We start from the raw sequence: 16536 nt of genomic DNA on the forward strand, positions 1-16536 counted from the left end.
ATGTTTGAATCTATGTAACCATATGACTTTGAATAAGAAACGGCTGCAGTACTTCTTTGGTTTAAAATAAGGTGACCCGATGTGGGGTCTTGATTGCAAAGCCCTCGGCGTAAGCATAGCCGCGTGTCTGGCCGAGCAGCAAGTCCCGTGCTTCCACCCGCTGTGTATAGCGGTCCGTGAGCGGTGTGCTCACCCGGTCTTCTCCCTCTCCGGGAGGGGCGAATTGGGAACGGTAGCAGCGAAGCGCCTGCTGCTTCTGCTCCTGAAACTCGCTGATATCCACAATCAATGAAACTTCACTGCTGTCATTAATATAATAAAAGTACAATTGCTCCACCTGAACGGGCGGCAGCTCCGGCAGGTAATTGCGAAGCTTCGCATTGAATACCGCCGCCTCCACCAACCTGCTGCAGTCCGTATGGTCGGGATGACGATCCACCCAATAAGGGGTAAATACAATTCGCGGCCGCAGCCGGCGGATTTCTGTCACAACCGCTTCCAGCTGATCCTGTGAGCCGGTTATCCCCCGATCGGGAATTCCCAGACACGAGCGGGAGGATAGACCAAGCACCGCGGATGCCTCGGCAGCTTCCTGCCGCCTCGTTTCCACGGTGCCGTTAGAGGACATTTCCGCCCGGGTCAAGTCGCAGATGGCGACCTTGATGCCCGCGTGCGCGTGCTTGGCAAGCGTTCCGCCCATCCCGATCTCCACATCGTCCGGATGCGCGCCAAAGGCCAGAATATCTACGGTTTCCATTATATAGGGTCTCCAGGTTTATATTTGTGAACCAATTCACGCCATCCGAATTCACCCCGCTCTAGCGAGTGAACCAGCAATTCTCCTGTCGCGATATTGGTCGCCACGGGAATTCCTTGAACGTCGCATAAGCGTAGCAGTGCGATAATATCGGGCTCATGCGGCTGAGCCATGAGAGGATCGCGCAAAAAAATAATCAAATCCATCTCATTTTGCGCAACCATCGCCCCAATTTGCTGGTCTCCGCCGAGCGGACCAGACATAAAACGATGAATCGATAATCCCGTCTGCTCCATAATGCGTGTTCCGGTTGTACCGGTGGAGTAAAGTGTATGGTCTTTAAATACATACTCATAGGCAATGACGAAATTGACCATTTCTTCTTTTTTTCTATCGTGTGCGATAAACGCGATATTCATCCTGAACGTTCTCCTCTCGCAATTCAAGAAGAAACGGCTCTCGCCTAATGCGCAGGACCGTTGACAAGCAATATGTCTTACCAACGGTTCTGCGCCAGCTTTGGCGGCGGTGGGCGATGCAAGTTTCTTCCCTCTGTAATATCAGAATTTGTACAGGCACAGCCTGACCTTTCTGATATTCCAAAGAAGGTTGTTGTTAATCCATGATGTGCTCAAATCCATATATAAGTCCCGTATAGGTCATGACTTTCTTAACCGCAACACTCACGCCCGGCATATAACCGGCTCTGTCATAGGAATCATGACGAATTTTGAGCGTTTGACCAAACCCTCCAAAAATAACCTCTTGCTGTGCAAATACGCCTGGCAGGCGTACGCTATGTATGCGGAACCCGTTGTAGTAGCCGCCGCGCGAGCCCTCAATGGTTTCTTTCTCCTGAGGGTTGCCCTGGCGCAGCTCCTCGCGCACCTCGGATATCAGCTCCGCTGTTTTGACCGCCGTCCCTGATGGAGCGTCGAGTTTTTGGTCCCCATGGTATTCAATAATTTCGACATGAGGCAGATATTTGGACGCCTGCGCGGCAAATTTCATCATCAGTATGGCGCCAATCGAAAAATTCGGGGCAATGAGTCCCCCTATCCCCCGGCTTTGGCATTGCCCATCCAGCTCTTTAATTTGTTCCGGCGTGAAGCCCGTCGTCCCAATGATTGGTCGTACGCCGTACTCGATAGCAGTGCTCGTATTCTGATAAGCCGCATGCGGCACCGTGAAATCAACCAGCACATCGGCAGCGGATTCTCTCAGTGCCGTATCCAGATCCGCCGAGACCACTACCCCGCAAGGCCCAAGTCCCACGAGGGTTCCGGCATCGACCGGACCTGCGGACGGTGCGACGGCAGCGACCAACGCAAGCTGCTCATCCTCAAGCACCATTTTTACAACTTCCCTGCCCATACGGCCGCTTGCGCCTGTTACGGCTACTTTGATTAACTGCGTCATAGCTGCATCACCTGTTCCTTTTTCGTTTTCTTCGCTGTTCTCGAGTCAGCGCCTGCCGGTTCCGCTTTATATTGGCAAACAGCCGCTTGGCAGCTGAATGCTCGGGATCAAGACGCAGCGCCCCGCGCGCATATATGAGAGCTTCATCATAACGATTGAGTGACACATATGCGGCTCCCAGCAGCAGGAGCGCCTCCATATTAAGCGGATCGAGGCGCGAGGCTTCCAGCAGCATATTCAGGGCATATTCGGTCTCCTGAGGAGTATGCGCAAGCAATTCCTCCGCGTCGCTCACAAGCTGCTTGGCCTGGACCGTATGCAGATGGAAGCGATATTCTTCCAGTTCCGGCGCAAGCTTGACGGCTTCCTCGGCATATTGCAGCGCTTTGGGCCATTTGCCGCTTCGTGCGCAGGTAATCGAGCATCTGTAGTACGCCGCCGCATTGGTTGGCTCCAGCGCAATCGCCTCTTCGAAGCGAGCGATCGCAAGCTCAAAGTCACCGCCGAGGATGGCTTCATATGCTTTTTTAATACTTTCAGCTCCGTCCATCCGCCCATCCTCCTGTACATAGAGTGATGGTACAGCATATGTCCGGAATCTGTTTACGGTTCGACGTTTTTTCGTGTCCACCTGTCAGCATCGCGCGTATTAAACTTGTTCAGCACACGGTCATGCGCCTCCGCAAGGTCGATGCCAAGCGAGTTTGCAAAGCATATGACTATAAATAAAACGTCGCCAAGCTCCATCTCAATGGAGTTGTCGGCTTCATCCGCTTTTTTCGGCTTCTCCCCAAAGCGATGATTAACCTCGCGGGCAAGCTCCCCCACTTCCTCGCTCATACGGGCCAGCATCGAGAGTGGACTGAAATAGCCTTCCTTGAATTGCGAAATGTATCGGTCAACCTCGCGCTGCATTTCGGCAAGTGATTTCTCCGTCATCGCTATCTTTCCTTTCGCCACTCATGGTTCACTCCATATGTTATCGCAAAGCGGGATTGAAAACAACGTTTTTGATTGTTACCAAATTAGCCATACTAGCAAGTACAGGCTTGATGACCGCCATTCTAACACAACTTTGGATTGAAGCTGCGGGGACCCCCTTCTCTTTGCGGAGAGTATACGATATGGTTAGTGAAGCAAGCATGATTACATATGAAAGGAGCTTTAGTCGATGACCCTCCGTACGTCAACGCTGCTGCGGACGCTGCCGGTTATTATGCTGGGCACCGCCATTTATGCCTTTGGACTTCACTATTTTATCCTTCCCAACGAATTGATGGAAGGCGGTGTTACCGGGATAGCGATACTGCTTCATTATGCCTTCAACTGGCCCTTGTCGGTCTCAACCCTGGTTTTGAATATTCCTTTATTTGCAGCAGGCTGGCGCTTCCTTGGACGGTCGCAGCTGGGTTATTCCCTGTTCGGGACCCTCTCGCTGACGTTTTTTCTCGCTCTGATCGAGAAGCTGATCGCCATCGGCTGGATCGTTCCCTTCCGCACTTCAAACGACTATATTCTTGCAGCCCTCTACGCGGGAGTAACATTGGGACTTGGTCTGGGGCTTGTATTCCGGTTCGGCGCCACAACCGGCGGAGCCGATATCATTGCCCGGATTGCATCCAAGCACAGGGGCTGGAGCATGGGACAAATCATCTTATTTCTTGATGCGGCCATTATCGGCTCCTCCCTGTTGTATATCTCGAAGGAGAAGGTGCTGTATACCCTGGTTGCTGTCTTTATCGGTTCCCGGGTGATTGATTTCATACAGGAAGGGGCTTATGCAACCAAGGCTTTCTCTATTTTCACGGAGGATGGTGAACATCTGGCCAGACTGATTACAAAGGAAATGGATCGGGGAGTGACACTTTTTCCGGCAAGAGGAGCATTTTCCGGGAATCAGAAGGAAGTTGTCTACTGCGTAGTTGCCCGCCATGAGATAAGACAGCTGAAAACGCTCATACACAGTCTGGACCCGCTGGCATTTATTGTTGTAACGGATGTGCATGATGTACTCGGAGAAGGATTTCAGCAGAAATGAAGCAAACAGGGCTGTCACGGATACCTTATCTTAGAAGGTGTCCGTGACAGCCCTGCTGCCGGATGGTTTGGTCAACGCCGCTTTTTAGCTGGAATGGCGGTACCGTGTTTTTGCTCAAAAGCATATCTGCGCCATCCGGCAAATGCCAAAATTCCCATTACAAATGCCGAAATATAAAGCACTGCCAGCTGCTCGCTAACCGGAGCTCTTCCCACATCGTCAGGCATAACCGGAAGATGCTGGTTTATGGTTGCTTCCGCCTCATCGATGCCAAATAATGAGCTTGCCGCTTCTTCAAGCGAAGCAAGCGCTGTGGAAACAGCAGGAGTGCCTCCGCTAGCCTGCTTGCTGGCTTCGAGCATATGCCGGATGTAATCCAGACTGCTCTGCAGATGCGTATTCAATAATTCAGGCCGCTGCATCAGAGCAGCCATTTCGATTCTATCTATATGCCGGCTGTAGGTTTCAAGCTGCTGCAGTGCTGCCAATGCATGATCGTTGCCTTGCGATTTCCAGGCGAGATGAACCCGGCGCAGGTCATCCTGCAGCACATCCTCATACTGCAGCCAAAGCGGAGCTTTTGGATTGATCAACACATCCACAGCAAGCTTCATTCTCGCAGCCTCATTTATCCATTCCGGGCTGGTCCGGTTATATGTCAGGTCTTCCAAGACCTTGTTCACACTTTGATCCCATGATTTCCAACCAGTCGGACTGCCCAGCTGACGAATCTCCGAAGATTTTGCGGCCTGCCGGATCCTGCTCAGCAGCGTATAGGAAAGCTGGCGGTTGCCATTATTCGCAGCCGTGTAGAACGCCTCCGAGAGCATCTCCAGAGATTCCAGCGAGGCGGGAAGACTTCCGGCAAGTCCGGTCATAGCTTGTACATGCTGGACCTGGTTTGGCCCTTTATCGCTGCATCCAACAACCATGAGCATCGCCGCGATGCCGACTATTAACCCTGACAACGATAATTTCACGCTCATCCCCTCCAATATTACTTTATGGAGGGCTGTCCCATTTTAGACCTTGCGAAATTTGAGCGTCAGGTTCGTCACCAGCAAAGTCAGGATCGATAATCCGATTGTGAAATTGCGAATCGCATCCAGATCATCTTCGAGCACGTTTGGCAGCCAAGGGAAGATATCACTGCTGTAATCCAGAATATCGTTCAATAGCATCCACATGAGCGCAATCACAGCGGCAGTTCGTCCAAATATCATAAATCTTACGAACAATAGACCTTCGAGCGCCATCCCCAGATGAGAAACAACAAGCATATAGTCCTGCCACACGAGCGCATCCCCTTGTGCGGCTCCGGCAGCAATCATCGTAACCGCCCATATTCCATATTTAAATGAAGTCAGAACCGCAAGCGCCTCGATGATGGAGCGCAGTCCGATATAAGCTGAAGAAGGAACTCCTGCTTTGGGGAAAAGCAAAAATAAGAGCGCCAACGTAAAAAACAGGCTTCCAGTCGGACTGTCCGGCACGAAAACCACCTGCCAGAGCGGATTATTCTCGATGGTATACTCGATTTGATTCCCGTACCATATATAGCCATAAACCGTTCCTGCCGCATTCACGATAAACAGCAGCCACAGCATGACCCGGTTGGTCAAAAACGATCTGCTCCAGAAAAAAGAGAGAGAAGACAAGAAAGCCACCCTTTCATTGGTGAGGTCGGATTAATTTACAAAAAAAACCTGATCGAGTCTTCCGATCAGGTTTATCATGCAAGCTGTATTACTCAGGTTTCTTCTGCTTCGCAAGCCAGGTGGTTAATTGATCGATCTCTTCCGCACTCAAAGTATCCTTGAAGGCAGGCATTTTTCCTCCGCCTTTACCATTGGTGACCGTATCAACCAATTCTTCTTTGGTCAGTATGTCGCCAACGCCGTGAAGCGATGGTACCTGGGAACTTTCATTACCTTTGAGATCTGCGCCATGGCAGGCAATACATTGAGCTTTCTTCGTAATTTCTACTGCCGGATCATCTGCGTCCACCAGCGGAATGCTTGCCGCTTCCTGCGCAGCCTGTCCCGGCTCCTGGCCTTTGGAGGCAGCCTCGCGGGCCTTCTCTTCACGAACGATATGCTCAGGAACCGTATTGGTCAGAGCCAGCTCATGCTGATAATGATCCCAGGATGTTTTCGTCAAATAAAAAACCGAGATCAGCGATAAAATCATCAGGATCGAAGTTATTGGACGTCTGTAGAAACGGCGTTCTTTGCCGGTATCGAGGAACGGCGCAAGCAGCAGCGCCCCGAATGCGACACCAGGTACGCCTACAGTTCCCAGTACAACATACCCTCCGGAAACGTAAGGAAGCTTCAGAAATTGATACAGGAACAGGAAGTACCAGTCCGGCATCGGAATAAACGCCGCGTTCGTCGGATCTGCCGGATAACCGAGCGGTGCCGGTTCCGCAATCGTCAGGACGAGGAAACCCACGAGTACAACAACCCCGACCATCCATTCTTTAAGCAGGAAGTTCGGAATGAAAGCTTCCGATTTCCCCGGATAGGCGGAATAGTCAGGTGGTACGGCCGGAGTCCGAACGCGCTGTCGAACACGCGAATCGCCAACGAAGACGACCTTTTCCCCAGTTTTCTTTTCATGTGCCATTCGCAAATTGCCTCCCTTCGACTTATAGTGGTCCCGAAATACCTTGCTTCCGGATCATAAAGAAGTGAGCCGCGAGAAGCGCAAGCAATGCGCCTGGTAAGAAAAAGACATGGATGGCGAAAAAGCGTGTTAACGTTTCGGCACCGACAATTTCTCCGCCCTGCATCAGTTCTTTAATATATGTACCTATGTAAGGTACCGATTCAGCGATCTGGATACCAACCTTTGTTGCAAAATACGCTTTGTTATCCCAAGGAAGCAGGTAACCTGTGAAACCGAGACCCAGCATAATGAAGAAAATAAGCATGCCGACAACCCAGTTCATTTCACGAGGCGCCTTGTATGAGCCTGTAAAAAATACCCGCAGCGTATGCAGGAACATCATAACGATAACAAGGCTAGCTCCCCAGTGATGCATCCCCCGCACAATACCGCCAAAAGCGACCTTATGCTGCAGATAGTCAACACTTTTGTATGCGTTGATAATATCCGGCACGAAATACATCGTGAGGAACATACCCGACAAAATTTGGATAACCGTGATGAAAAACGTCAGTCCGCCGAAGCAATACACGAATGCGGAGAAATGATGAGCAGGGTTAACGTGCTCCGGCACCTCATGGTCGGCGACGTCCCTCCACATCGGCGTAATATCAAGACGTTCATCAATCCAGTTGTATACACCTTTTAACATCTGAGCTTACGCCTCCTTATTTGAACCGTGTATTCGGCATAACCGGGCCGAGATAGATCCATTCATTCTCAACCTTCAATTCATACTCATCAAGCGGTTTTGGCGCAACGACGAGATTCTTGCCCTCCTGTGTATAGTGGGCGCCATGGCAAGGACACACATATTGATTGTTTTTTTCCGTGTTCCAGCCGATCGTACAGCCCAGATGCTTACACACTGGCGACAAAGCAAACATTTTACCCTGTGAATCTTTTGAAATCCACGCGGTCAATTCAGGGTCACTGATATACCAGCCGTCAACCTGATGGATTTTGAATTTAAATTCCTGCGGTTCATTGGTTATTTTGGATGCTTCAACTACTTTAACGAAGGTACCGGTTTCTTTTTTCTGCAAAATCGGATCAACCGCAAACCGCACCATCGGGAGTATCATTCCTGCGCCCATGAATGCGCCTGCGCCTCCGAGCGTATACGACAGAAATTGACGCCGGGACATTCCGTTTCGTTTTACCGGACGGTGTGCGGTTTCTTGATGTTCGTGATTACTCATCTACTGTTCTACCCCCTTTGCGAGCCATATCTTGTGTTCTGCCGGAGAAGGCAAAACGTATTACGAACTAGGACATTACCTATAATAGCCTAGGTGGTTTGGAGCGTCAAGAATGAGGTGGGCAAATTGCAGATCGTACGAAAATCGTTCTTAAATTTGTTATCATTTTGTCACAATTGACCTTGTCTGGCATTTGTTTTTCCCCATCATGCCCTACCTTATGCAAGCAAAACATGAAAGTTTATGAAGTTGTCTTGCCCAGCCACAAATGTCGAATCGACTCGCTTACAGCTTCTGAACTTGGCAAAGCACCCGACAAATCCAACCCGATGAACAGGTCCGCTTCCTCTGCCTTCATGAAGGCGGGTTCGGCAAAAGCAGCCGCGACAATCACATATTTAAATCCGGCCGAACGTTTTAAATTCAGACATGCGCCGGCGACTTGCCTAATGGTTTCCTTGTTCCATTCTCCATAATGGCAGGCTGGATATGTAACGGTACGGCCCTTGAACGGCTTTTCGATCAGATCAAGCACATCCCTCAGCTTCTCAAGCGCTGCCGTAGCCTGATACGGCGCCTCAGCGCCGGAAAGACCGGTTACCGGCAGGATTGCCGTATCCAGATAAGGCTGAAGCTCCGCCCATTGCTCAGGGGTAAGATCGCTGAATTTCATCGTAATTCATTCACCTTTCTTTGTTCCATTCTGTTTATAATGTCGCTTCGCTTAACTTATCCTATTATCCTATCACATAATGATGGACAAACAAATGGCCCGCAACCGCTTTCGGATCTTCATCCGGCGGTGCAGGCCAAATCGGCTGTATGGAGCAGTATATCGCCCACTTATGCGTGCAGCAGTTTCAGTTCTTCTGTCAAACGCTGGAACGTATCCCTGTCTCCAGAGATAAGCGCCTCATCGATCGCCTGGTACAGCCGGTCTTTGCGGAACTTAAGCACAACCTCGTCCAGCATCATTTCCGCAGCAAGTCCCAGCATTGCTTCATACGTCACTTTCATTTTGTCCATAGGATACACCTCCAACACCGCGCCTAAGAGATCCTATATTCATTCCTTTCGCCATGAAGGCTTCCATCGTCCGTGTCTCATACGTTGCAATCGTCTTTTTTGTCCGGTTATCGACGATTAAAGCAGGCGATTCAAGTGAAGACATATAGGTTGAACTTTTCTTCTAAACTAACCGACGAGCGAACCGGCTCTTACTTTACTATATTCAGGGCAGCCAGCGTCGCTAAGGACGTTGGCCCTTACGAGCAACGAATGTGCGTCTGCCCGTCTGTGTCAGGTTTCTTCAGTTCAAAACAATAGCGTCATTCTCGATGCTTAATCCCGCTACGATGGAACGTCCAATCGGGGTCATGCGGACAACCTGCCCGCTTGCCGGATCATCTCCGATCCTGAGCAGCCCCAGATGCATCATCATCCCGAGCAAGCGCTGTTCCAGTATCGTTTCCGGTTGATCGTAGTAGAAAGGTTTTATATAGGGGGTCAGCACCGTTTGCAATGAGGCAAGCTTCACCCATTTGTGCGACAGCTGGTCAATCCAGTGTACGATAGCCCTGATGTTGGGAATAGCGCCTTTATACAGACGCAGCCAGAACACATAAAGCTTGTCCGACGGCTCGGGGATTCGCTTCAGCTGGCGCTCCTTCCCGGCAGATGTCAAAGTCAGCAGGGAATCAGCCTCGGATAACCATCCGTTATAGTAACAGTAGTCGTAAATCAGGGACAGCCTGTTCGGGTAATCTTTAATCCTCCGCCCATAACCAAAACGCCATTCGCCTCTTGCGGGAAATGCCTCCTTCACGCCAAAGCGGTCCATGATTTGCATCATGCTGCGCTTATACATGACACTATCTGAAGTCAGAGGGATTTCGTTGTGGTAAACAAAATCCAGGAAATGCATGACATCTTCACCCAAAATAAGCTGCTCATCCCGGTAAGCGTGAGGTTCTTCCTCCACATAGATCGCTTGGGCAAGAAACTGTTTGCCCAGCGTTTCCTTGAAACGCTCCTTCAGATCGCTGGGAACTTGAAACAAATACCGGTTGGGGCCTTCATAGCCGTTGAACAGCCACCCATACTGCTTGAATCGGGATATCGTCTCGCGCGGCCCGCTTTCCACAGCGGGTACTGGTGACTTTTTCGAACGCTTGGCAGGTTTTTTCGTTTCCTTGGCTGTGGGCTGCGGCAGAACACTGGGTGTTACAGCCGCTGGCTCAGCAGAAGTCTGACTGAACTTGCTTTGCTGCACACGTGCGATCAGTTCTTCCAGGCTGAACGAATCTCTGGAGTCAAAGAGCAGCGAGTTGATAAAACGCAAATCTTCCATTTTCATTGAGCCGATTTGAGTCTCAAACACTTCCCTGCGGTTTACCGTTGATAAAATAGACTGGATCAACTCATTCTTTGAATTACCGCTGCACTCGCATCGGTAGGTAGTCGCAATACGGCTTAATTGACCGATGTCCGCGTAACTGAGCATATCCGCCAATTTCAACTTGTCCGCCCCCATTCCCGGTTTCTCTTGCAGGTTTACTACCATTATGGGAACTTTAACGGATTTTATAACCTCGGAACATAAAAAAAAGCCGCCCGACCGTCAGGACGGTCAAGCAGCTTAGGCAGATAATGGTCGGGACTTAATGACGCTCGGCATGGATCTGTTCCAGATGTATAGCGCAATTATGGAGCAATGGTATCCACTGTTTATCCGAACGCTCCATAATGGAAAAAGACATATTCACAATGGGTTTATCCTCCAGATCACCGCACATCGCCTGCATTAATTGAGCCAGCAAACTTCCGTGTGTGACAGCAAGAATATTGCCTTTGGAGTTGTTCTCCGCTGCCTCTTCAACAAAAGAAAGTGCGCGGATGCGAAGCTCTTCATCCGTTTCCTGCCCGCTGTCGCTTTTCCGCCAATCCGGGCCCCATCGTTCCATACGCTCTGATTCCGTTGTGCCCTCGATAGCGCCGTAATACCGCTCTCTCAGACGCTCGTCTGCCGGCAATAGCGGGATGCCAAGCTTCTCTGCTATAATCCGTCCTGTTTCCCGGGCACGGCTCAGATCGCTTGTTACTACCCCGTCCCAGCGTATCTCTTCACCGCTAAGTCTCGCCGCAAGGGCATGAGCCTGCCTGATCCCTTCCGCATTAAGCGGCGTATCCGTTTGACCCTGGATTTTACCAAGCGCGTTCCAATCGGTTTTGCCGTGACGGATAAGTCCGAGTCGCAATCAAAGCCCTTCTTTCTTGTTGGACATATACTTAATTTCGCGTTCGCGAAAACCAGTTCAGGATAAGCAGCGTCATAATCATCCCAAGCAGGGAAAAAGCAACCCAGTACTGCGGGATGGTCGGTACAACATTAAGTATTATGGGATCACTGATGCTGGCCACTGGAACATCCGCATAGAAAGCGGCGCTGATGACCGAGCTGTCGTTGGATGCGTCAGCTGTATCCAGCATCCCTGTCATTTTGGCCACATCGGCAGTAGAAGATCCATCATAGCCAATCATAAGGTAAAATAAACCGCAAACGAATATGGCCATACAGCATGCAATGACCGCTGTCATGTTTCGGCGGAATGTCCGGGTGAATTGATAGCTGCGGGTAGGAATCGGCATCAGCCAGCTTTGCTCGCTGTAAATCCGTTCCATCACATCGCGGTTCACATGATCAATGGGGGCCATTTCGTCCTCATTGTCGGAGAAATCACGAATCAATTCTTCACTTTCCTGCCATATGCGAAAATCCTCCCTGCATGCTTCACAGGTTAGAAGATGCTCATCTACTATTATACGTTCTTTATCATTCTCGGGCAAATCCCAATAGATGCCAAGCGACTCTTGAACTTGGAGGCACTTCATCACGTTTTCATCCCCTCGTATTCCTCCAGCAATGGCGAATCGCCGAAATACGGTTCGAGCTGTACTTTAACGCTGCTGCGTGCACGAAACAATAAGGATTTAACCGAGCTTACCGTCTGTCCGAGGATACTCGCAATCTCCTGGTAATCCAGTTGATCGTATTCTCGCAGAATAAGCGCGGAGCGTTGTTTCTCGGGCAGACTGTTGATCGCTTCCCTTACCATCGACATCCGCTCATTTTGCAGCAAACGATGCTCAGGCACCGTATCGAGAGCTGCTGTGGGCATAAAGCCGATTTCATCAAGCGACACATTGCCCGTCTTCTGCTTGCGCAGCTCGCTTAATACCGTATTTCTTGCAATGGTGTACAGCCATGTGGAAAAGGAAGCATCAACTTCCCTGAACGAATGCAGGCTGCGGTACGCTTTGTAAAAGGATTCCGAGCATAGATCCTCAGCCAGAAGCTCAAGCTTTGCGCTCTTGAGCATGTGATAGATGAAAGCAAGGATTTTACGTTGGTAGCGCCGCATCAGTTCCGAATAGAGCTGTACGTTACCGTCTTTGATTTCGCGTATTAACTGGGAATCGGTCATTCGCGGGCGACCCTCCTTGGCCATAGGAGTACTCCGCTTCGGTATAATATTGTACCGAAGCGGGAGGAAAAAGTTGCGCGGCTAAGGCAAAATAATGAATTTTTTTATAGCAGGCAGAAACGGCTGACGCCTTCCTTGGGTAGCACAGCAAATTTCTTCGTCATGGAAATAGGCAGACTATAGACAAAAGTTTATACTTTTTTATATTTTAACGAATAGAATTCGGGGAATGAGACCAAATTCCTGCTTCTTTCGACATGTTTTATCATCCCACATTTTTACAGACGATACGTTCATTGTAACATAGAGGTCCATATTGAAAGATAAATTTTTCTCAAAATTATCGGGTCGAACGGATAAACGCTAGTATGTAAAAACCCCGAGCATCTGTCTGCCATAAGATTAGACGGAAGAAGTACCGTTAAAGTTTCACTTTAGAAGAAAGCGGATCAGGAAAAAAATGCACAGGACTTGAAACTGCTTCAGTTTATAGAAGAGAGCATAAAAAAAAGGCCGCCTCTAGAGGCGGCCTCGCACATAGTGCGAAGGATTGGATAGGAGTGGAGAGAAACCATACTGTACTTTTATTATATGTATACGTTTACATTTTGTCAATAAGCGTTTTCATAAATAACAGATTTATTTTAAAAATGGACAGGGAATCCAATTTCATCCAGTTTGGCCACGGCCTGATCCAGATCCTCCTGAGTACGAAAAGACAATCGAAGCACGCCGGGTACATCTTCCCTGCTCTCGATAATATGGATATTGCTCAAATTGATTCTGCTGTTGCCGAGCTCAGTAGCCACTTTGCCGATGATTCCCGGGTGGTCGGGCACGTCGACATAGCATTCGTAGATCGAATGAATCATGCCTTTGCGTCGTTCAGGCAGCTGGCTGCGGAAAATTCCCGCTTCCTGAAAGGCACGCTCTATCCCCTCGCCATCCCCTACTTCAAGCATGTGAATGAATGTCTGAATTTCAAGATTCCAATCCTTGAGCAGCTTGAGCAGCACACCGCTGTTATTGATCAGAATATCGCGCCATACAACAGGATCGCTGGATGCAATACGGGTAATATCGCGGAATCCGCCTGCGGCAAGCACGCTGTTCAGCGGATTCTTCTCATTATAGCCGCGCACCTGATTGACGAGCGCCACAGCAATGATATGCGGAAGATGGCTGATAGCCCCGACAATCTCATCATGCTCCTCGGGATTCACATGGACGATATGCGCCTTGGTCAGCTTGATCAGCCCGGTCAGCTTGTCCACATCGCTGCTCGGCGTACCCGCTGCGGGGGTCAAAACATAAAACGCATTCTCAAACAAATATGACGAGGCTGCTTCAACGCCTGAGCGCTCCGATCCTGCCATGGGATGTCCGCCTATAAAGGTGACGTCCTTGCCGAATAATCTGCTGGCCGTCAAAGCCACAGATGCCTTGGTGCTCCCAACATCCGTAATAATACAGCCAGGCTTCAGCTTCATGGCGCTAAGCTCGCGCACATATTGCTCCAGGTTTCCAACAGGTACGCACAGAAAAATAAAATCCGCACCCTCAGCAGCATCATGCATGGACGTTGTCGCATAATCGACAACGCCTCTCTCCATGTACTTGGTTGCGGATGATTCGCGTACAGAATGACCGACGACGGTGAGCCCCGGCTTGCCCTTGAAGCACAAAGCCAGCGACCCGCCCATCAGTCCGACGCCGAATATTGCAATTTTAGTCATAATATTAACCCAGCACCGCCGCTTCTTGAAGCACTTCTTCCAGAGCCCGGATAAACGATTGATTCTGTTCCTGACTGCCCACCGTTATGCGGATATAAGTCGGGTAATATGTCCAGCGGGCACGGGAGATGATCCCTCTGCGCAGCAAACCGTCAAATACCTGCTGAGATGGCAGCTTGGCATCGAACATCACAAAATTGCCTTGCGATTCGAAATAGCTCAGACCCAGGCGGTCAAATTCCTGGTACAGATAGCGCCGTCCCTCTTCATTGCGGTCCCTGCAATTGTTCAGGAAATCAAGATCGGCCAGGGAAGCGACGGCAGCAGCCTGAGCGAACCGCGTAGTATTGAAGGGCTCACGCACCTGGTTCACATGGCGGATCAGGCCGGAATGCGCAACTCCGTAGCCGATACGCAGCGAAGCCAGGCCGTATACTTTGGAGAATGTCCGCAAAATAATAATATTCTCATGCCCGCGCAGCAGCTCGAGGCTGTTCGGATATTCAGCATTTGTCACATATTCGAAATAAGCCTCATCCAAGGCAATAATGATATTCTTCGGCACCTGGCTTACGAAATGGGCCAGTTCGTCTTCATTGTTGATCGTTCCGGTTGGATTGTTGGGATTGCAAATCCAGATGATTTTGGTGCGGTCCGTGATCTTCGCCAGCATCGCCGGCAGATCATGCGTACCGTCCTTGAGCGGAACCTCAATCGCAGTCCCTCCCTCAATGACGGTATTATGCTTGTACTGCGGGAAGGTCTCATCCGCCATGATGGTCTCATCCCCGGGAGACAAATATGCGCGGGCCAGCATCAGGATGACCTCATCAGAGCCGGCACCGAAAATAAGCTGATTGCGTTCTACCTGCAGATAATCGGCAACAGCACCGGTTAATGCCGTACTGAAGCTATCGGGATAAATGGAGATGTTCGCAAGCTCATCCTGGATCGCAGCTTTCGCATGCTCCGAGCATCCAAATGGATTTTCATTGGAAGCAAGCTTAATGACTTCGGTAAGTCCAAGCTCACGTTTAACCTCTTCAATCGGTTTGCCGGGTTGATACACAGGTAAATTTACGATACTTTGTTTAGGCTGCACCAATAGTCACCTCTTTGATTAATGAATTTAACATTCAAGCTTCATTGTCTCATAAGTCGCTTTCATTTTAAAGGGAAAGATAAAACAGCTCATTTTCCAAAAATGACCTTGAAGTGTCGGTAACTATTATTATTGCTATAGACAAAGCCGAACCGTTACAACGCATCGGATGCCTATTTACAGCTTATGAATTGAACACTCGCCAACAACCATCGAAAAAAGCTCTGCAGGAGCGGCCCGAAGGCATCACTTGCAGAGCTTTTTCTACTTATCGGCGGCGGCCTCATGGAAAGAGCAATCCGGCAATTCGCCGCTAGCCTTTGAGGGCGCTGACGAATGCGCGGATCTGCTCCAGACCTTCGGCCTTTGTTTGCGGCTCGTGAAGCAGAGGCAGCACCTCTTCGATTTTACGGACAATCGCGCTTCCGACGATCACACCGTCCGCCTGTTTCCCAAAGCGTTCAACCTGCTCGCGGCTCGAAATCCCGAAGCCGACCGCGATAGGCACCGACGAGTTATTCCTGACCGTGGCCAGAAATTCGTCGATTCCCTGATGAAAATCGGCACGGATCCCGGTAACGCCAAGGGAGGATACGCAATAGACAAATCCGCGCGCTTTGCTGGCAATCCGTGCGACGCGGTCGTGAGAGGTTGGAGCGACGAGCGGGATCAGATGTATATTCGCCTGCTCCGCCATGGAACGGACTTCCCCGTCCTCTTCGATCGGAAGATCGGGAATTATAAGACCGCTGATGCCCTTGTCCACAATAAAGCGGAAGAATGGCTCAAGGCCGAACTGGAGAATCGGATTAAAGTAGGAAAATAGAATAAATGGAATCTGAACGCCCGCCTGCCGCGCGGTTTCAGCAACCTGTACGCAGTCCGCAAGCGTGACTTTGCCGTTCTTCAAGGCGCGCTCGGAAGCGCGCTGAATGACCGGTCCGTCGGCCAGGGGATCGGAATACGGCACGCCAAGCTCAATCATATCCGCTCCCGCAGCCTCAAGCGATTGGATAATTTCAATCGAGGTCTCAATATCCGGATCGCCAATCGTGAGGAACGGGATCAGAGCGGTCCCGCCCTCCTTGCCAAGAGCCTCGAAGGCTCCGTCTATACGATTCAAGCTGC

General features: G+C 50.2%; 20 protein-coding genes. 1 reads left to right on the forward strand and 19 read right to left on the reverse strand.

The genetic code is table 11. From position 1 onward, the window contains the following. Window positions 1–61: 61 nt before the first annotated feature. The 5 genes from bshB1 to AC0YNV_RS09710 form a co-directional block, all read right to left on the reverse strand. The gene (bshB1, locus tag AC0YNV_RS09690; protein WP_475767855.1) at window positions 62–757 is read right to left on the reverse strand and encodes a bacillithiol biosynthesis deacetylase BshB1; all 696 of its coding nucleotides are present in this window, start codon (window positions 755–757) and stop codon (window positions 62–64) included. Next, window positions 757–1176 carry a methylglyoxal synthase gene (locus AC0YNV_RS09695; RefSeq protein WP_210041363.1) on the reverse strand — a complete coding sequence of 140 codons (420 nt, stop codon included), beginning with the start codon at window positions 1174–1176 and terminating at the stop codon, window positions 757–759. Before AC0YNV_RS09695 ends, bshB1 begins: the two co-directional genes overlap by 1 nt. A 196-nt stretch (window positions 1177–1372) precedes the next feature. Beyond that, window positions 1373–2176 carry a 4-hydroxy-tetrahydrodipicolinate reductase gene (gene dapB / locus AC0YNV_RS09700; protein ID WP_475767857.1) on the reverse strand — a complete coding sequence of 268 codons (804 nt, stop codon included), beginning with the start codon at window positions 2174–2176 and terminating at the stop codon, window positions 1373–1375. Window positions 2177–2183: 7 nt separating this feature from the next. Continuing rightward, window positions 2184–2726, reverse strand: a complete 543-nt coding sequence (locus AC0YNV_RS09705) for a tetratricopeptide repeat protein (RefSeq protein ID WP_475767859.1) — start codon at window positions 2724–2726, stop codon at window positions 2184–2186. Between the two features lie 53 nt (window positions 2727–2779). Then, window positions 2780–3115: a nucleotide pyrophosphohydrolase gene (locus AC0YNV_RS09710; RefSeq protein WP_475768406.1), complete on the reverse strand. Its 336-nt coding sequence runs from the start codon at window positions 3113–3115 to the stop codon at window positions 2780–2782. Window positions 3116–3347: 232 nt separating this feature from the next. On the opposite strand from AC0YNV_RS09710, the gene AC0YNV_RS09715 reads away from it, so the two are divergent. Further along, window positions 3348–4214, forward strand: coding sequence for a YitT family protein (locus AC0YNV_RS09715; protein ID WP_475767861.1), 867 nt, complete (start codon window positions 3348–3350; stop codon window positions 4212–4214). A 71-nt stretch (window positions 4215–4285) separates the two neighbouring features. Here AC0YNV_RS09715 and AC0YNV_RS09720 read toward each other — a convergent pair whose 3' ends face one another. From AC0YNV_RS09720 to trpA, 14 genes are all read right to left on the reverse strand, one after another. Next, complete coding sequence (locus AC0YNV_RS09720) at window positions 4286–5194, reverse strand: sporulation protein YpjB (protein ID WP_475767863.1); 909 nt, start codon at window positions 5192–5194, stop codon at window positions 4286–4288. Window positions 5195–5236: 42 nt separating this feature from the next. Beyond that, a complete protein-coding gene (locus AC0YNV_RS09725; RefSeq protein ID WP_475768407.1) occupies window positions 5237–5821 on the reverse strand; it encodes a DUF1405 domain-containing protein in 585 nt (194 codons plus the stop codon). 139 nt (window positions 5822–5960) lie between these two features. Beyond that, window positions 5961–6842 carry a c-type cytochrome gene (locus AC0YNV_RS09730; protein WP_475767865.1) on the reverse strand — a complete coding sequence of 294 codons (882 nt, stop codon included), beginning with the start codon at window positions 6840–6842 and terminating at the stop codon, window positions 5961–5963. A 22-nt stretch (window positions 6843–6864) separates the two neighbouring features. Further along, on the reverse strand, window positions 6865–7536 hold the full coding sequence (gene qcrB, locus AC0YNV_RS09735) for a menaquinol-cytochrome c reductase cytochrome b subunit (RefSeq protein WP_090976689.1): 672 nt from the start codon (window positions 7534–7536) through the stop codon (window positions 6865–6867). A 16-nt stretch (window positions 7537–7552) separates the two neighbouring features. Continuing rightward, complete coding sequence (locus AC0YNV_RS09740; protein WP_210041377.1) at window positions 7553–8086, reverse strand: Rieske (2Fe-2S) protein; 534 nt, start codon at window positions 8084–8086, stop codon at window positions 7553–7555. A 241-nt stretch (window positions 8087–8327) separates the two neighbouring features. After that, window positions 8328–8759, reverse strand: coding sequence for a DUF2487 family protein (locus tag AC0YNV_RS09745; protein WP_475767867.1), 432 nt, complete (start codon window positions 8757–8759; stop codon window positions 8328–8330). A 170-nt stretch (window positions 8760–8929) separates the two neighbouring features. Beyond that, window positions 8930–9112, reverse strand: coding sequence for an IDEAL domain-containing protein (locus AC0YNV_RS09750; protein ID WP_475767869.1), 183 nt, complete (start codon window positions 9110–9112; stop codon window positions 8930–8932). 283 nt (window positions 9113–9395) lie between these two features. Further along, a complete protein-coding gene (locus AC0YNV_RS09755) occupies window positions 9396–10604 on the reverse strand; it encodes a hypothetical protein (protein WP_475768408.1) in 1209 nt (402 codons plus the stop codon). A gap of 142 nt (window positions 10605–10746) precedes the next feature. Beyond that, window positions 10747–11343 (reverse strand): histidine phosphatase family protein, encoded by a 597-nt coding sequence (locus AC0YNV_RS09760; protein WP_475767871.1) that lies wholly within the window; start codon window positions 11341–11343, stop codon window positions 10747–10749. A gap of 31 nt (window positions 11344–11374) precedes the next feature. Further along, window positions 11375–11977, reverse strand: coding sequence for an anti-sigma factor family protein (locus AC0YNV_RS09765; RefSeq protein ID WP_475767873.1), 603 nt, complete (start codon window positions 11975–11977; stop codon window positions 11375–11377). Continuing rightward, the gene (locus AC0YNV_RS09770; RefSeq protein ID WP_210041386.1) at window positions 11977–12570 is read right to left on the reverse strand and encodes an RNA polymerase sigma factor; all 594 of its coding nucleotides are present in this window, start codon (window positions 12568–12570) and stop codon (window positions 11977–11979) included. The genes AC0YNV_RS09765 and AC0YNV_RS09770 overlap by 1 nt, the downstream gene beginning before the upstream one ends. A gap of 644 nt (window positions 12571–13214) precedes the next feature. Then, window positions 13215–14306, reverse strand: coding sequence for a prephenate dehydrogenase (locus tag AC0YNV_RS09775; protein ID WP_475767875.1), 1092 nt, complete (start codon window positions 14304–14306; stop codon window positions 13215–13217). A gap of 4 nt (window positions 14307–14310) precedes the next feature. Continuing rightward, a complete protein-coding gene (gene hisC, locus AC0YNV_RS09780; RefSeq protein WP_475767877.1) occupies window positions 14311–15408 on the reverse strand; it encodes a histidinol-phosphate transaminase in 1098 nt (365 codons plus the stop codon). A gap of 313 nt (window positions 15409–15721) precedes the next feature. Next, window positions 15722–16531, reverse strand: coding sequence for a tryptophan synthase subunit alpha (gene trpA, locus AC0YNV_RS09785; protein WP_475768409.1), 810 nt, complete (start codon window positions 16529–16531; stop codon window positions 15722–15724). Window positions 16532–16536 lie beyond the last annotated feature (5 nt).

It is taken from the genome of Paenibacillus sp. JT31N11, from assembly GCF_056269285.1.

What these genes read in the sequence shown, in the direction of transcription:
- AC0YNV_RS09775 (WP_475767875.1), bottom strand. Translation starts at nt 14,306, where the DNA reads ATGACTAAAATTGCAATATTCGGCGTCGGACTGATGGGCGGGTCGCTG.
- AC0YNV_RS09705 (WP_475767859.1), bottom strand. Translation starts at nt 2,726, where the DNA reads ATGGACGGAGCTGAAAGTATTAAAAAAGCATATGAAGCCATCCTCGGC.
- AC0YNV_RS09710 (WP_475768406.1), bottom strand. Translation starts at nt 3,115, where the DNA reads ATGACGGAGAAATCACTTGCCGAAATGCAGCGCGAGGTTGACCGATAC.
- AC0YNV_RS09765 (WP_475767873.1), bottom strand. Translation starts at nt 11,977, where the DNA reads ATGAAGTGCCTCCAAGTTCAAGAGTCGCTTGGCATCTATTGGGATTTG.
- AC0YNV_RS09695 (WP_210041363.1), bottom strand. Translation starts at nt 1,176, where the DNA reads ATGAATATCGCGTTTATCGCACACGATAGAAAAAAAGAAGAAATGGTC.
- AC0YNV_RS09715 (WP_475767861.1), top strand. Translation starts at nt 3,348, where the DNA reads ATGACCCTCCGTACGTCAACGCTGCTGCGGACGCTGCCGGTTATTATG.
- AC0YNV_RS09740 (WP_210041377.1), bottom strand. Translation starts at nt 8,086, where the DNA reads ATGAGTAATCACGAACATCAAGAAACCGCACACCGTCCGGTAAAACGA.
- AC0YNV_RS09745 (WP_475767867.1), bottom strand. Translation starts at nt 8,759, where the DNA reads ATGAAATTCAGCGATCTTACCCCTGAGCAATGGGCGGAGCTTCAGCCT.
- AC0YNV_RS09730 (WP_475767865.1), bottom strand. Translation starts at nt 6,842, where the DNA reads ATGGCACATGAAAAGAAAACTGGGGAAAAGGTCGTCTTCGTTGGCGAT.
- AC0YNV_RS09770 (WP_210041386.1), bottom strand. Translation starts at nt 12,570, where the DNA reads ATGACCGATTCCCAGTTAATACGCGAAATCAAAGACGGTAACGTACAG.
- bshB1 (WP_475767855.1), bottom strand. Translation starts at nt 757, where the DNA reads ATGGAAACCGTAGATATTCTGGCCTTTGGCGCGCATCCGGACGATGTG.
- qcrB (WP_090976689.1), bottom strand. Translation starts at nt 7,536, where the DNA reads ATGTTAAAAGGTGTATACAACTGGATTGATGAACGTCTTGATATTACG.
- AC0YNV_RS09725 (WP_475768407.1), bottom strand. Translation starts at nt 5,821, where the DNA reads ATGCTGTGGCTGCTGTTTATCGTGAATGCGGCAGGAACGGTTTATGGC.
- AC0YNV_RS09750 (WP_475767869.1), bottom strand. Translation starts at nt 9,112, where the DNA reads ATGGACAAAATGAAAGTGACGTATGAAGCAATGCTGGGACTTGCTGCG.
- dapB (WP_475767857.1), bottom strand. Translation starts at nt 2,176, where the DNA reads ATGACGCAGTTAATCAAAGTAGCCGTAACAGGCGCAAGCGGCCGTATG.